Origin of the sequence: Allokutzneria albata (genome assembly GCF_900103775.1) — a bacterium.
GTDB classification, from domain to species: Bacteria; Actinomycetota; Actinomycetes; order Mycobacteriales; family Pseudonocardiaceae; genus Allokutzneria; species Allokutzneria albata.
In genome coordinates this window covers 926,356-940,130 of record NZ_LT629701.1, presented here as the reverse complement: position 1 = coordinate 940,130, position 13,775 = coordinate 926,356, and the positions used below count along the sequence as shown (strand labels likewise).

The following is a 13,775-nucleotide window of genomic DNA, read 5'->3' as shown; positions in this document are numbered from 1 at the left end:
GCTCAGATCTGCTTGGCGTAGCGCTGGGCGGAGTCCTGCGAGTGCGCGATGGCCTTGCGCGCCTCCGCGATGCTCGCCTTCGCCTTGCCCAGCGCCGCCCGCGCCTGGGTGATCAGCTCGTTGCCCGCCCCTTCCGCGGCCTTGTTCAACATCGACATCGCCTCGTCGAGCTTGGCCGACGCCTGGTTCAGCCCCTGGTCGCCCTGCCGCGCCTGCTCGTTCGCCCGCGCGATCGCGCTCTTCACCTCGCTGATGGAAGCCACGCCGCTGCGTCCTCTCTCCCGGTCGGCACGGCCGGTGCCGCGCTCCGCGGGCAGAAGACCAACTGATCCGTTCGGCGTGAACACACTGCGCTACCGTGGCCGCGAACGCCGAACCGCGTTCGAGCCCTCGAACGCAGGTCAGAGCGCATTTTCCAAGGTCATCGGGGAGTCACTGTGGGAGACGGTCAAGGGCCGATACCCCCGACCAAGCTCGTGCTGGAGTTCCGCAAACGCCTGAAGGACCTTCGGGTCGAGGTCGGCGACCCGACCGGAGCGGAGCTGATCCGCGCGCTGCGCAACACCAAGGGACCGCGGCTGCACCCGTCGACGCTGTCGGAGTTCGCCACCGACAAGCGGCCGACGTCGCTGCCCGGGCAGGACTTCGTCCACGCGTACGTGCGCGCGTGCCTGCGCCACCGGGGCGACGCCCCCGAGGAGATCGATCGGCAGGTCTACGGCTGGCTGGCCTCGCGCACGGGCGTCGTCGTCGCCCTCGGCACGAGCGTCACCCCCGTCGAGGAGGAGCCGCCCGCGCCGCAGGAAGAGTCCTCGGTCGACCTCAACCTGGTCTGCGATCCGGAGGAGCTCGGCGACGCGCTGCGGCGGTTGATCAGCACGTCCGGTCGCGAGCCGTCGTGGGTCGCCGCTGGGCTCGGCCAGAGCCCGGCGTGGTTGGACAACGTGCTCCGCGGGCGTGAACTCCCCTCCGCCGACCACTGGGCCGAGCTGATGTCACTGCTGTCGGTCGACAAGGCTGATCGGCCCGCGTGGCAGTGCGCCCACGAGCGCGTCACGCACCACGCGGGCCGGTGCACCGCGGGAACGCCGAGACGCGCACCGGCGCTGCTGGTCGGAGCCGCCGCCGCGGTGGTCGTCCTACTGGTCGGCGGCGGCGCGTACCTGTGGTGGGGCGGCGACAGCCGCAACGCGAGCGCCGAGCTGATGGAGGAGAACAACCCCTGTCTGCGCGGAGGCCCCGGCTTCACCGTGCTCAACCACCACAGCAGCATGTTCGTCAACAACCAGGACCGGCCTCGGATGGGCATGCAGCGCGGCGTCACCGAGATCGGCGTGCGCTACCAGATGGCCCAGCCGCGCGACGAGCACAAGACCTGCCTGTTGACGTTGCGGGCCAACACTTCCGGCGATCCGCAGTGCCTCACCGCGAGCGGCGGGCCGGACATCGTGTGGCGGCCGTGCAACGACGCGCTGCCCGCGCAGCAGTGGCTTCACGAACCGCACTGGAACGACGGACAGGTCCAATGGGACCGCCTGCACTCCGCTGCCGATCCCGAGCAGTGCCTGCAGCAGGCCAAATCGGGTGGTGCGGGCACGCCGCTGACGCTCGTCGCCTGTTCGACCAACTGGTTGCAGCACTGGCGGTTGCTGCCACCTACCTGACGCATCAGCAGGTTGGCGGAGTCGGCGCGCGGCGGGAAATTGTAGTCTTGCCTGCCCCTCGAGCACGCCACGAGAAGACGCGAGGTCCTCATGGTGATCAACCTGTCAGGGCCGCTTGAGCACGTCTCGGCCTCCTACGACGATCCGGCCGTCTGGTCCCGGCCGACGCGCACGACCACGATCGCGCAGCGAGCCGACCAACTCGCCGCCTACGTCGATCTCAGCCTGGACGAGCCCCAGGCGGTGCAGAGCCTGCGCGACGCGACCGCCGAGCTGCGCGACGCCCCCGGTCTGACCGCCGCGCTCCCCAAGGTCCTCGCCGGGGCGATGTCGCTCATGGGCACCGAGGTCGGGAACATCCAACTCCTGGACCCGGGTCGCGACTCGCTCGTGCTGGTCACCCAGTTCGGGTTCGGCCCCGAGTTCCTGGACCACTTCGCGGTCGTCGACGACGATCGTTCCGTCTGCGGCCGAGCCGCGTCGCACTGCGCGCAGGCGGTCGTGGCCGACGTCCGCGACGACCCGGCGTTCACACCGCACCGCAAGGTCTTCCGCACCGCGGGGGTGCGCGCGGTCCAGTCCACGCCGTTGGTCGACAAGGCCGGCCGGATGATGGGAATGATCTCGACGCACCTGCCGCACCCCGGACGGCCACCCGAGCGGGACCTGCGGCTCATGGCGCTGTACGGCCAGTTCGCCGGTGAGGTCATCGCACGGCACCTGGGCGCCCCTTCGCGCTCGGACACGGCGCCCGCCCCGGCCGAACCGGCGGCGGTTCCCCTCCTGACCGAGACGGTCAGGCAGATCTTCGGTGCGGGACTGAGCTTCGCGTCCGCCCGGTCCCTGGTCGTCAACGGCGACGCCGCGCGGCGGCTGCGGGACGGCGTCGCCAAGCTCGACGATGCCGTCCGCACGATCCACCGGGCCATGGTCGGACTCGACGGCGTCGGCGCACCCGAGCCCGCCGACGCCCTTCGCGATTGGGTGAACCGCTAGTCCCCGAGGCCCGGCGTGCTAGCGCTCCTGGGCGGACGGGCGCAGCAGCAGCTCGGACACGGCGGCGTGCTTGGGCCGGGTGACCAGGTAGGCCACCGCGTCGGCGACGTCCTGGGGCCGGAGCCATTCGAACTCCGCCTTGCTGGCGTCGGTCAGCTCGGTGTCCACCGCGCCCGGCTCGACCAGACCCACCCGGACCCGACCGACCAGCTCCTTGCGGATGGAGTCGCTGAAGGCGCCGACGGCGTGCTTGGTGGCGGCGTAGACGCTGTAGCCGGGCGCGGTGACCCGGCCGGCGACGGAGCTGATCGTGACCACGTCGGCGATGCCGCGCGGCCCCTCGGCCGCGGCGACCAGGTGCGGCAGCGCGGCGTGGGTGCAGGAGAGCACCGCGAGCAGGTTGATCTCCACGGTCTGCCGCCACCGGTCGAGGTCGGCCTCCAGCGCGTGCTCGACGAACCCGACCCCGGCGTTGTTGACCAGGATGTCCAGCCGCCCGGTCGCCTTGACCGCGTCCGCGACGGCGGCCGTGGCCTGGTCGCGGTCGGTGAGGTCGGCGGGCACGGCGAACGCGCGGCCGCCCTTGCCCTCGATCTCGGCCACCACACGGGCCAGCCGCTCCCGGCGCCGCGCGACGACGACCACCGTGGCCCCGCGCTGGGCCAGGTCGTGGGCGACGGCCTCGCCGATGCCGCTGGACGCGCCGGTGACCAGCGCGACCGTTCCGGACAGCTCCCTGTGCGTCACGGCACGACGGTGTCATGGAAAGACGTTGCGCCACAAGCGGTGTAGGTTCGCCGGATGACGGGCAAGCGCGCCGAGAACCGCAGGCGCAACACGGCCGCCCTGGTCGGCGCGGCGCGCAGGCTGTTCACCGAGCACGGCTACGAGGCGGTGGGCATCGAGGCCGTCGCCGAGGCGGCGGGCCTGACCACCGGCGCGATCTACTCGATCTTCGGGGCGAAGCACGGGTTGCTGCTCGCGGTGCTCGACGACCTCTTCGACCGGCTCAGCACCGCCGTGCGTCCGCTGGAGCAGGACACGGAGCTGACCGCCGAGCAGGTGCTCGAAGGCTATGCCGGGGCTTGTCGCGACGTTCTGCTGTCGCTGGACGGTCAGCGCGTGCTCCGGCTCGAACTGGAGACGATGGCGCTGACGATGCGCGACGCCCGGATGCGGGAACGCGTCGCCGAGCGGGATCTGACCCGCACCGAGGACGTCGTTCACCTGCTGACCGGGCGGCGTGCGGGGTCGGTCGTGCTCGACGAGCCCCAGGCGCGTCAGTTGGCGTCGGCGCTGATCGCGCTCATGCGGGGGCTGGCCCAGCAGCAGGTGCTCAAGCCGGACTCGGTCGACGAACGGGTGTGGACCGCGTCGGCCGTGGCGCTCGCTCCCGCATTCTGTTGAGGCGGACTCGCGTTTTTGCGCATTCCCGCAGGTCGAAGCGGTGACTAGGGTCGTTCCCCCATGATGCCTGAGGGGGTATTCGTGAACTTCACTCGAATGGTGGCGGTCACCGCGCTGGCGACGGCACTGGCCGTCGTGCCGGGGACCGCCGAGGCCGCGGCGTGCGCGTGGAAGCCCGTTCCACTGCCGATGCCCGCCGGGGCCGTCCAGGCGGACGCGACCGCGGCCGACGGGGTCGGCGGCTACGTCGGCACGGCCGAGTTCGCCCAGTCCGAGCAGCACATCGTGCGCTGGAACGGCTCCACGACCACCGACTACGGCCGGGTGGCCGGGACCTTCCCGAACGGCCTGACCGCGCGCGAGGTCAACCGCGGCGGCGTGATCGTCGGCAACGCCAGCTACGTGTACTCGTCGGTGGCGTTCCGGTCCGCCGGGACGACGCTGGCCCGGCTGCCGCTGCCCGCGGGCAGCACGTCCAGCCGGGCGAACGCGATCAACGACCGGGGCGACGCGGTCGGCTGGGCGGTACTGCCGGACCGGAGCCGCAAGGCCGTGCTGTGGCCCGCGGACCGCCCGGACACCGTGGTCGAACTGGGCGGCCTGCCCACCGGCTTCGTCGAGGCGGTCGACATCGACGAGGACGGCACGATCCTGGTCCGCCACTACAACGATCAGCACAACGCCACCTCGTACAAGTGGCGCGACGGCGTGGCGACCGCGCTGCGCGCCCCGTCCGGGGTGAAGAGCGCGGAGGCCACCGGGATCGCGGCCGGTCGTGTCTCGGGAACCTTCGTCTACCAGGACGACAGCAGGCGGGCCGGATTGTGGGACGCGGCGGCCACCCCGCAGGTGCTGCCGCAGGGCAACCGGGCCGAGAGCGTCAACCGCGGCGGCCTGGTGGTCGGCGTGATCGACGCGGGCGCGGTGCCGATCCTGTGGCGCAACGCCGCCGTGGAGACGGTCGTGCGCACGTCCGAGTCGCTGTACCTGGGCAAGGTCGGCGAGGACGGCACCGTCCCGGGCCATTACATGCGCCAGCCGAACAACCGGCACTCCCCCGTCGTGCTCCGCTGTTCCTGATTCAGTCGCCCGGCGCCTGACCGGCCATGTCGGTCAGGCGCGCGACGATCTGCTCGATGTCGTCCCGCGTGGTGCGGTAGTTGGTGATGCAGGCGCGCATCCCGTCCCGGCCGCCGAGGCGTGCGGGCCCGAGGAGCGCGGTGCCTTCCTCGGCGAGCGTGGCCAGGGCCGCGGCGGGCTCGACGTGCTTGATCCGGAAGCACACGGCGGTCAGGGACACCGGTGCCATGAGTTCCAGTTGTCCTTCCGCGCCAATGAGATCGGCCATGTACTGGGCCAGGTCGAGCATGTGGTCCACCGCATCCCGGAAGGCTGCGACGCCGAAGGTCCGCAGAGCGCTCCAGATCTTCAGCGCCGTGAACCCGCGCGAGAGCTGCGGGCCGTAGTCCATGTAGTCGATCATCAGCGGGTCCTCCGCGACCGTCAGGTACGAGGAGGAGAACGCGTACGCGTCCGTGAGCCCGGCGCGGTCACGCACCAGCAGACAGCCCGCCGAGAGCGGAGCGAAGAGCAGCTTGTGCGGGTCGACCGCGATCGAGTCCGCGCGGGAGCACGCCCGGAACTCCTCCCGTTTCCGTTCGGAGAGCACGAAAAGCCCGCCGTACGCCCCGTCGATGTGCAACCACAGGTCCTGCCGTTCGCACACGTCCGCGATGTCGGCGACGGGGTCGATCGAGCCGCTGGTCACCGTTCCCGGGGTGGCGACGACGCAGAACGGCTCCCGCCCTGCTTCGCGATCCGCGCGGATCTCCTTCTCCAGAACGTCGACCCGCATCCGCCATTGGTCGTCCGTGGCGATGCGCCGGACGTTGTCGAGGCCGATGCCCAGGATCGCCGCGGCCTTGTCGACGCACCGATGCGCTTCCGCCGACGTGTACACCACCAGTGGCTTGTCGGCCTTGTGCAGTCCCCGATCCCGGAAACGCGGGCGCCGCGCGTGCAGGGCAACTGTCAGCGCGTTGAGCGTGGCGATGGAGCCTCCCTCAGTGAGAATCCCTCCTGCCTGCTCGCCGTAGCCGAAGAGACCCGAGAGCCACGTGACCACCGCTCGCTCGACCACGCTCGCCGCTGGTGAGAGCTGCCAGAAGTTGCAGTTCTGGTTGATGGTGGCAGCGATCGCCTCCGCGTATGGCCCGATGCCGTTCGGCGGGCCGAGCACGTAGGCGAGGAACCGCGGGTGGGCCACCGTGGTGGAGTTCGGCAGGATCGTCTCGTTGATCTCGTGGAAGAGCCCTTCGACCCCGATTCCCTCGTCAGGGAAGGGAGTCAGCAACGCGGAGAGGGCTTCTCGGTCCACCTCCGGCACCACGGCGCGGTGCGGGATCGAGCGCTCGTAGTCGTCGAAGAAGGCGGTCAGCAACTGTCCAGCTCGCTCGCGCTCCGCCTCGTCCAGGTTCAACATGGTTGGTCACACTAGGAAGAACGCAGTGGCACGCGGTGCCAAATGTGCCACCGCTGCCCGTCTCCGTAGCATTCTGTGCCGTGGACAAGACAGATCGAGCAATTATCGCGCACCTGATGGAGAACGGTCGGCTCGCCAACATCGAGCTGGCCGATCTCGTCGGGCTTTCCCCGTCCCCGTGCTTGCGCCGCGTGCGGCAGCTCGAACGCGACGGCGTGATCACCGGCTACCACGCCTCGATCGATCCCGCCGCCATCGGGCGCGGCTTCCACGTCCTGCTGCACGTCGAGATGGCCGTCCAGGACCGCGCCACCATCGAGGCTTTCGAGGCCGCCGTCACCGAGATCGACGAAGTCGCGCACTGCCTGCGGATGTTCGGGCGCCCCGATTACCTGCTGTGGCTCGCCGTCCCCGACCTGCGCGCGTACGAGCGCGTCTACATGGCCAAGCTCACCGGCCTGCCCGGGGTCGCGCGCACCAACTCACAGTTCGCGATGGCCACCGTGAAGAGCACACCGGGCCTTCTCATGCCGTCCTGACGTCCCGCTCAGAACGGCGCCGCGTCGGCGATCGGCTCCACCTCCGGCTCGTCCAACTCGACTCGTGCTTCATCCGGCGGTGGTGACGACACTTCGGCCGCAGATTCCGCACCGTCGGTTCGTCCGTCTGGTCAACGGCATCGTGATGTTGACCCGAACCTCACCCTGGGGCGAACAGGTTTCGTTGCCCATCACCAGATCCATCGCCACATCCCAGCGCTTCTGATCCAGCGTCCGGTCGTCCCTCGGTAGTGCGCGGGCCGCAGAACAACCAGCTCAAGACACAACATGAAAAACCGGACCAACAAATTCCCCTGACGGCACGACAACATCCGTCACAACGTCATCCACCTCGGCCAACCCAGCGAAACGCGTCCCTTCCGCGGCCCCAAAAACCGCCCCGGGCACCACAGCGATCACCCGGGAAGCGTGCTCCACCAACGTCCGCGCGACACTCGCCTGCTCCGGGCACGAAGCGCTCAACCCGTCCCCGTCAATACCGCCCGCGGTGATCACCGCGATGTCGATCGGCCGGGCGCGCAGCGCGGCCTCGGCGACGGCACCGACGCATCCCTGCGCCGGATCGCGCACGGCTCCGCCGGTCAGGAGCACCTTGGCCCCGCCGCGCAGCGCCAGGACCGGGGTCAGTGCCGTGGTTACCAGGGTCAGCCCGCGGCGCCGGGCCAGGATGGCGCGGACGGCCGCGGTCCTCGCGCAGCCCGTCGTGCCCACGGTCACGCGTCCGGGAGGTACCAGTGCGGCGGCGCGCTCGGCTAAGGGTTCTCGTGGCACTGACAATTCATAGCGTTGCGCGGTGCGCACCGGTACAAACCATTGGCCTCGACCGAACAGGGGACGTTATGGTTGCGGCGTGAACCATCTCGCGCGCCGATTTACCGGCCCCCTGACCCCGAACGGGCGTCGTGGGGCCGGCGTCGTGCCGCGCTGACGGAGCCCACCGAGGAGCCCGCGGGTCAGGGGGGAGTCGCTTCCCACCACCCGCCCACCTCCTTCGGAAGAGGCCGTCATGCTCAGCCCGGAACAGCTCGACCGCGATCTCGCGATCCGCGATCTGACCGATCCCGCAACGGGTCCGCACGCCATCCAGCTCATCGTCGACGATCTCGTCGGCGCTCTCGCGCGACGGTGGGGCTGCGAGGTCCGGTGGTGCCGCGGGGATCGCGTGGTCAGCATCGCCGACAACTACGACAACCTCGGCTACGACCCCGCCGCCGTGACCCGCGATGCGCGCTACACCCGCTACGTCGACGCGAACCGCGTGCTGCGCAGCCATTCCAGCGCCATGATCCCGCCCGCGCTGCGGGCACTGGCTGCGGATCCGGCCGACGACGTGCTGCTGGTGTGCCCGGGGATCGTCTACCGGCGGGACTCCATCGACCGCCTGCACACCGGCACCCCGCACCAGCTCGACCTGTGGCGGATCAGCCGGAAACCGTTGGCCCCGTTGAAGGACATGATCGAAGCCCTGGTCGGGGACGCGGAACACCGCGTTGATCCACGGACCCATCCGTACACGGTGGACGGTCTACAGGTCGACATCGTCCACAACGGAGAGTGGGTCGAGGTCGCCGAGTGCGGTCTCGCCCACCCCGCCGTGCTCGCGCGCGCGGGGCTGGGCACCTCGTGGCGCGGGCTCGCCATGGGTCTCGGGCTGGACCGGATGCTCATGCTGCGCAAGGGAATCCCCGACATCCGTATCCTCCGCTCCGGCGATCCGCAGATGCTCGACCTCCTTCCCTACCGCCCCACCTCCACCATGCCGTCGATCACCAGGGACATCTCCGTCGCGGTGGATTCCGACGACCTCGCCGAGGATCTGGGTGACCGCGTGCGCGACGCGGTGGGTGACGACTGCGTGGAGTCGGTGGAGATCGTGCAGGAGACGCCCTGCGCGGAGCTGCCACCGCGAGCACTGGAGCGACTCGGCGCGCGGGCGGACCAGAAGAACCTCCTCGTCCGCATCGTGCTGCGACGGCTGGACCGCACGCTCTCCGACACCGAGGCGAACGTCCTGCGGGACCGGGTCTACGCCGCCGTCCACCGAGGCACCGCGCACCAGTGGGCGGCGGGGCCGCGATCCTAGGCGGCCGGGCCGCGCACACCGCGCGGGACACGATGCCTGTAACCGGTTCGAGTGAGCCACTCTGCGTGACGATGGGAATGGGGTGATGCTGACGATACGCGTACCCTGACGACCGACGGGAGTGCAGATGGCGGTCTCGACGCGAATCGTTTTCGCAGTTGCGGCGCTGGTGGCGGCGACGCTCAGTAGTCCCGCCACCGGCTTCTCTGAAGAGGTGCCGGGCGACGCCGCGATGGGCTCGCAGATCGCCAAGCACGAGGGGCGCGAGCCCGTGGTCGCCCGCAGCTTCGGCCCACCGGTGGACCCGGCGACCGGCGTCGCCGTCTTCGGCATCGACGTGAGCCGGTGGCAGGGCGATGTGGACTGGTGGCACCACTGGCACAACGGGGTTCGCTTCGCCTACGTCAAGGCGACCGAGGGCACCGGCTACACCAACCCGCACTTCGCCCAGCAGTACAACGGGTCCTTCAACGTCGGCATGATCCGCGGCGCCTACCACTTCGCGCTGCCGGACCGCTCCTCCGGCGCCGACCAGGCCAACTACTTCGTCAACAACGGCGGCGGGTGGTCGCGGGACGGCAAGACCCTGCCCGGGGCGCTGGACATCGAGTACAACCCCTACGGCGAGAACAAGTGCTACGGGCTCGACCAGCCGACGATGACGCGCTGGCTCAAGGACTTCTCCGACACCTACCACCACCGCACGGGCCGCTGGCCGGTGATCTACACGAGCACCAGCTGGTGGGCGATGTGCACGGGCTGGCACGCCGGGGACTTCAGCAACAACAACCCCCTGTGGGTCGCGCGCTACGCCGCCTCCACGGGGGTCCTGCCGCACGCGTGGCGCGTCTACACGATCTGGCAGTACTCCTCGACGCCGATCGACCAGAACTCGTTCAACGGAAGCTACGACCGGTTGGTGGCATTGGCGCTCGGCTGAACCACGCGGGCGGCGTCGACCTCGCGGTTCGGCACGGTGGTCGGGGCTTCGAGGTGCACGGCCCCGCTCGGCAGGATGCCCGCGCCGCCCGCCTTGGCCATCACGCGGTGCTGGGCGAGCACGTCCTCGCCGCTGTGCTCCTCGGGCAGGTCGGTCCAGAAGTCGAAGCCGCCGACCGCTTCCAGCTTCGCGCGGTCGAACAGCACGCACCCGCCGACCCACGCGATCTTGTAGGCGCGCCAGTCCCCCGGTCGCAACCGCAGGCGTTCGGCGAGGTGCGTGGGGTTGGCCGCGTTGTGCAACGTCCACCGCGACCACTCCGTCGATCCCGGTTCGACCGACTCCGGGATCGGCGGCGTCCGCCACTCCTCGTACGGCGCCAGCTCATGCGGGCGCACGTCGTCCAAATAGGACAGTCCCTGGACGGCGTTGCCGACGAAGCCGCAGCCCAGCGTCGTGATCGCCTCGTGCAGCTTGGCCAGCGTTCCTGGCTCCAGCCACACGTCGTCGTCGAGGAACAGCACGTACGGCGCGCTGGCCCGGCTGAGCAGGAAGGCACGTTGCTGCGCGAGGCCGCGGCGGGGCAGGTTGCGCAGCAGGGAGACCGGTTTTCCCTTGTACCGCAACACCCTGACCATGCTCGACGCGGCGGGACAGGCGTAGCTCGGCTCCCCGTCGGACTGGTCGCTGATGGTCACCGAGAAGTCCGGTCCCTCCTGCGCGGCCAGTCCCGCGAGCGTCGTCGCCAGTTCCGCCGGTCGGTCGCGACTCGGTACCAGAACGTCGATCTCGGTCATGACGACCCGGTCCGGATGCGGTCGATGACGGCCGTGGTGGAGTGGTCGGACAGGTAGTCGAGGATGTGCACCTCACCGCCCAGGGCACGCACGATCGGGGTCTCCGGCAGCATTTCGGGGGTGTAGTCGCCACCCTTCGCATACACCTCCGGGCGCAGCGCGCGCAGCAGGTCGGCCGGGGTGTCCTCGTCGAAGAGCACCACGTGGTCCACACAGGACAGTGCGGCGAGCACCGCGGCGCGGTCGGACTCGTTGTTCACCGGGCGCTCGGGTCCCTTGAGCCGCCGGACCCCCTTGTCGGAGTTGAGGGCCACGACGAGCACATCCCCCAGTCGCTTGGCCTGGTTGAGGTAGGCGACGTGGCCGCGGTGGAGCACGTCGAAGCACCCGTTGGTGAAGACGATCCGCTTCCCGGCCGCGCGGTGTTCCTCGACCGCCTTCACCAGCTGGCGAGGATCGGAGAGCGCACCTTGATCGCTGCCAAGGCGTTCGGCGAGTTCGGCCCACGAGCAGACCGCGGTTCCCGGGCGGTGCACCACGACGTCTGCTGCTGCCTGCGCGAGTTCCGCGGCCGTGCTGAGCGGAGTACCCGCCGCGGCGGCGATCGTCAGCGCCGCGACGAAAGTGTCGCCTGCTCCCGCCGTGAAGTTGTCCGGAGCCGGGCGTGCCCACGTGCGGTGCGGCGGCTCGTCGCCGTCGAACAGAACGGCCCCGTCGCGGTCGAGTGTGGCCATCATGGCGCGCGAGCCGGTCAGCTTGGCGAGCTCGCCGCGTTCGCGTTCGAGCACGGCCAGGCGTCCGGCGGCGTCCGAGGGAAGGGCGCTTCCGAGCAAGGCGGCGATCTCGTTCGCGTTGGGCGTCACCACATCCGGCTTCAACTCTTGCCACCGTGACAAGGAATGCGCGTCGACGACGAGCAGCGGGATGCCGTCCCGGACGGCCTTGATCGCCTCGATCACCTCCGGCCCGAGGACTCCGGTCCCGTAGTCGCAGACCACAACCGCGTCGGTCCCCGCCACCGCGCAGCTCACCGCGTACGCCAGCCGCGCGGAGACGTCCGGCGCGAGCGGGCCGCGATCGCCGTCGTCGAAGCGCACCATCAGCTGGTCACCCGCGATGATCCGGCGCTTGGTCGTCGTGATCCGGCCCGGCGCGCGCACGACCTGTTCGGTCCGCACACCCGCGCTGCGCAACGACGCGACGAGCCGATCACCCGGCACGTCATCGCCAACCGCTGTCACCATGAGGCTTTCCGCGCCGAGGGCGGCCAGGTTCACCGCTGTGTTCGCCGCCCCGCCGGGCACGAAGTCCTCTTTGGACACGTCGACGACGGGCGCGGGAGCTTCACGGCAGAGCCGGTCGCAGCTGCCCGTCATCCACCCGTCCAGCAGGGCGTCGCCGATCACCGCGATCCGGGGGCGGCGCGCCGCGAGCGACCGGGGCAGTTCCGGGGTGAGTGCTCGGGGATTGCTCATCTGCGGCCTCCGGCGATCGCCATGTGCAGAACCTTCGTCGTGGTCATCTCGTCCAGCAGCTCCGGTCCGTAGCCGTAGCCGGTCCCGCTCGCTCCGCGTGGTTGCGCGGCTCCGCCCGGCGCTCCGCCGAACACCGCGTTCACCTTGACCGTGCCGACCGGCAGCTCTCGCCAGGCACGCTGTGCGTGCTCAAGGGAGTTCGTCAGCACGGTGGCCGCGAGCCCGTACGGTCCCGACGCGGCCTCGGCCAGCCCCTGCTCGAAGTCCGGGACCACGCGCACCGGGGCGACCGGCCCGAAGGTCTCTTCGGCGAGGACCGCCATCCCCGGCTCGCAGCCGGTCAGCACCGTCGCCGGGTAGTGCGCTCCCCCGCCGCTCGGGATCTCGCCGCCCACAATGCGTTCCGCGCCGCGCGCCAGTGCTTCCATCACGTGACCGTGCACGTGGTCGCGGTGCCGCCGATCCACCAGCGGCGGCAGTTTCGCGTCCACCGCGAAGCGGGTCAGCGCGGTGATGAACGGCCGCGCGATGTCCTGGTGGACGTAGATCCGTTCCACGGACGTGCAGATCTGGCCGCAGTTCGCGAACGCGCCGAGCGCTGCCTGCTCCGCCGCCCACTCGGGGTCCACATCGGAGTCGATCAGCAGCGGGTCGTTGCCGCCGTTCTCCAGCAAGGTCTTCGCTCCGGTGCGCGCCGCCACCTCGGCGATCGCGTGGCCGGTCGCCGTGCTGCCCACGTGCGCGATCACGTCCGCGTCCGAGCTGACCACGAGCCGCGCTCCGACCTCGCCGTCTCCGCTGAGCGTCTGAAGTACACCCTCGGGCATCCGCAGGGCTTCGCCGAGGGCCAGACCCGTGCGCGGGCACCTCTCGCTGGGCTTGTGGATCACCACGTTGCCGGTCACCAGCGCCGCCCCGATCAGCCCGCACGACACCGCGACCGGATCGTTCCACGGTGTGAGCGCGACGACCACCCCGCGCGGCTCCGGCACCATCATGTCGATCGCCTCGTGCGCGCCGAGCAGACTGCGGCCGCGGTGCAGCGGCCCCAGTTCGGCGTACTGGACCAGCGTCGAGGCTCCGGCCAGCACTCCTTCGCGGGCTTCGGCCACATCCCGCCCGGTTTCCTCGTGGTTGAGCCGGGCGAGCTCGTCCGCGCGGTCTCTCAGTGCCGCCGCGGCGGCGCGCAGGGCCGCCCCGCGCTCGGCGGCCGGGGTGCGCGCCCACCCCGGGAACGCGCTCCTCGCCGCGGCGTAGGCGTCCGAAACATCCTTCTCAGAGGCCATCGGCAGCTCCCACACGAGCGTGCCGTCCTCGGGGCTGCGGATCTCGATCATCCTGGCGGTCGCCACGTCGGTCATGCGGCCGGAA

The 13,775-nt window shown here is 70.5% G+C and carries 14 protein-coding genes; 7 read left to right on the top strand and 7 right to left on the bottom strand.

Annotated features, from left to right (window positions below; translation table 11 throughout):
- Positions 1-2 precede the first annotated feature (2 nt).
- On the bottom strand, positions 3-263 hold the full coding sequence (locus BLT28_RS04060) for a hypothetical protein (protein WP_030433741.1): 261 nt from the start codon (positions 261-263) through the stop codon (positions 3-5).
- Between the two features lie 174 nt (positions 264-437).
- On the opposite strand from BLT28_RS04060, the gene BLT28_RS04055 reads away from it, so the two are divergent.
- Entirely contained in the window at positions 438-1,664 is a 1,227-nt protein-coding gene (locus tag BLT28_RS04055; protein WP_156051884.1) for a helix-turn-helix domain-containing protein, read from the top strand.
- 93 nt (positions 1,665-1,757) lie between these two features.
- A complete protein-coding gene (locus tag BLT28_RS04050; protein WP_162184961.1) occupies positions 1,758-2,660 on the top strand; it encodes a GAF domain-containing protein in 903 nt (300 codons plus the stop codon).
- 18 nt (positions 2,661-2,678) lie between these two features.
- Here the strand turns inward: BLT28_RS04050 and BLT28_RS04045 are convergent, their stop codons facing one another.
- A complete protein-coding gene (locus BLT28_RS04045) occupies positions 2,679-3,407 on the bottom strand; it encodes an SDR family oxidoreductase (RefSeq protein WP_030433744.1) in 729 nt (242 codons plus the stop codon).
- A gap of 54 nt (positions 3,408-3,461) precedes the next feature.
- Here BLT28_RS04045 and BLT28_RS04040 point away from each other — a divergent pair, with 54 nt between their 5' ends.
- Together BLT28_RS04040 and BLT28_RS04035 are read left to right on the top strand one after the other, a co-directional pair.
- Positions 3,462-4,067: a TetR/AcrR family transcriptional regulator gene (locus tag BLT28_RS04040; RefSeq protein WP_030433745.1), complete on the top strand. Its 606-nt coding sequence runs from the start codon at positions 3,462-3,464 to the stop codon at positions 4,065-4,067.
- 81 nt (positions 4,068-4,148) lie between these two features.
- Positions 4,149-5,147, top strand: a complete 999-nt coding sequence (locus tag BLT28_RS04035; protein ID WP_156051886.1) for a hypothetical protein — start codon at positions 4,149-4,151, stop codon at positions 5,145-5,147.
- 1 nt (position 5,148) lies between these two features.
- Here the strand turns inward: BLT28_RS04035 and BLT28_RS04030 are convergent, their stop codons facing one another.
- Complete coding sequence (locus BLT28_RS04030; RefSeq protein WP_052408260.1) at positions 5,149-6,549, bottom strand: pyridoxal phosphate-dependent decarboxylase family protein; 1,401 nt, start codon at positions 6,547-6,549, stop codon at positions 5,149-5,151.
- Between the two features lie 80 nt (positions 6,550-6,629).
- On the opposite strand from BLT28_RS04030, the gene BLT28_RS04025 reads away from it, so the two are divergent.
- Positions 6,630-7,088: an Lrp/AsnC family transcriptional regulator gene (locus tag BLT28_RS04025; RefSeq protein WP_030433748.1), complete on the top strand. Its 459-nt coding sequence runs from the start codon at positions 6,630-6,632 to the stop codon at positions 7,086-7,088.
- 276 nt (positions 7,089-7,364) lie between these two features.
- Here BLT28_RS04025 and BLT28_RS04020 read toward each other — a convergent pair whose 3' ends face one another.
- Positions 7,365-7,880, bottom strand: a complete 516-nt coding sequence (locus BLT28_RS04020) for a DeoR/GlpR family DNA-binding transcription regulator (RefSeq protein ID WP_269459657.1) — start codon at positions 7,878-7,880, stop codon at positions 7,365-7,367.
- 235 nt (positions 7,881-8,115) lie between these two features.
- Here BLT28_RS04020 and srmL point away from each other — a divergent pair, with 235 nt between their 5' ends.
- Together srmL and BLT28_RS04010 are read left to right on the top strand one after the other, a co-directional pair.
- On the top strand, positions 8,116-9,192 hold the full coding sequence (srmL, locus tag BLT28_RS04015) for a PheS-related mystery ligase SrmL (protein ID WP_030433750.1): 1,077 nt from the start codon (positions 8,116-8,118) through the stop codon (positions 9,190-9,192).
- 127 nt (positions 9,193-9,319) lie between these two features.
- A complete protein-coding gene (locus BLT28_RS04010; protein WP_030433751.1) occupies positions 9,320-10,132 on the top strand; it encodes a lysozyme in 813 nt (270 codons plus the stop codon).
- Here the strand turns inward: BLT28_RS04010 and BLT28_RS04005 are convergent.
- The 3 genes from BLT28_RS04005 to BLT28_RS03995 are packed head-to-tail and all read right to left on the bottom strand — an operon-like array spanning position 10,099 to position 13,765.
- A complete protein-coding gene (locus BLT28_RS04005) occupies positions 10,099-10,929 on the bottom strand; it encodes a glycosyltransferase (RefSeq protein ID WP_043814388.1) in 831 nt (276 codons plus the stop codon). The genes BLT28_RS04010 and BLT28_RS04005 overlap by 34 nt on opposite strands.
- Positions 10,926-12,404 carry a D-glycero-beta-D-manno-heptose 1-phosphate adenylyltransferase gene (gene rfaE2, locus BLT28_RS04000; RefSeq protein WP_030433753.1) on the bottom strand — a complete coding sequence of 493 codons (1,479 nt, stop codon included), beginning with the start codon at positions 12,402-12,404 and terminating at the stop codon, positions 10,926-10,928. Before rfaE2 ends, BLT28_RS04005 begins: the two co-directional genes overlap by 4 nt.
- Positions 12,401-13,765 (bottom strand): aldehyde dehydrogenase family protein, encoded by a 1,365-nt coding sequence (locus tag BLT28_RS03995; protein WP_030433754.1) that lies wholly within the window; start codon positions 13,763-13,765, stop codon positions 12,401-12,403. The genes rfaE2 and BLT28_RS03995 overlap by 4 nt, the downstream gene beginning before the upstream one ends.
- Positions 13,766-13,775: the final 10 nt, after the last annotated feature.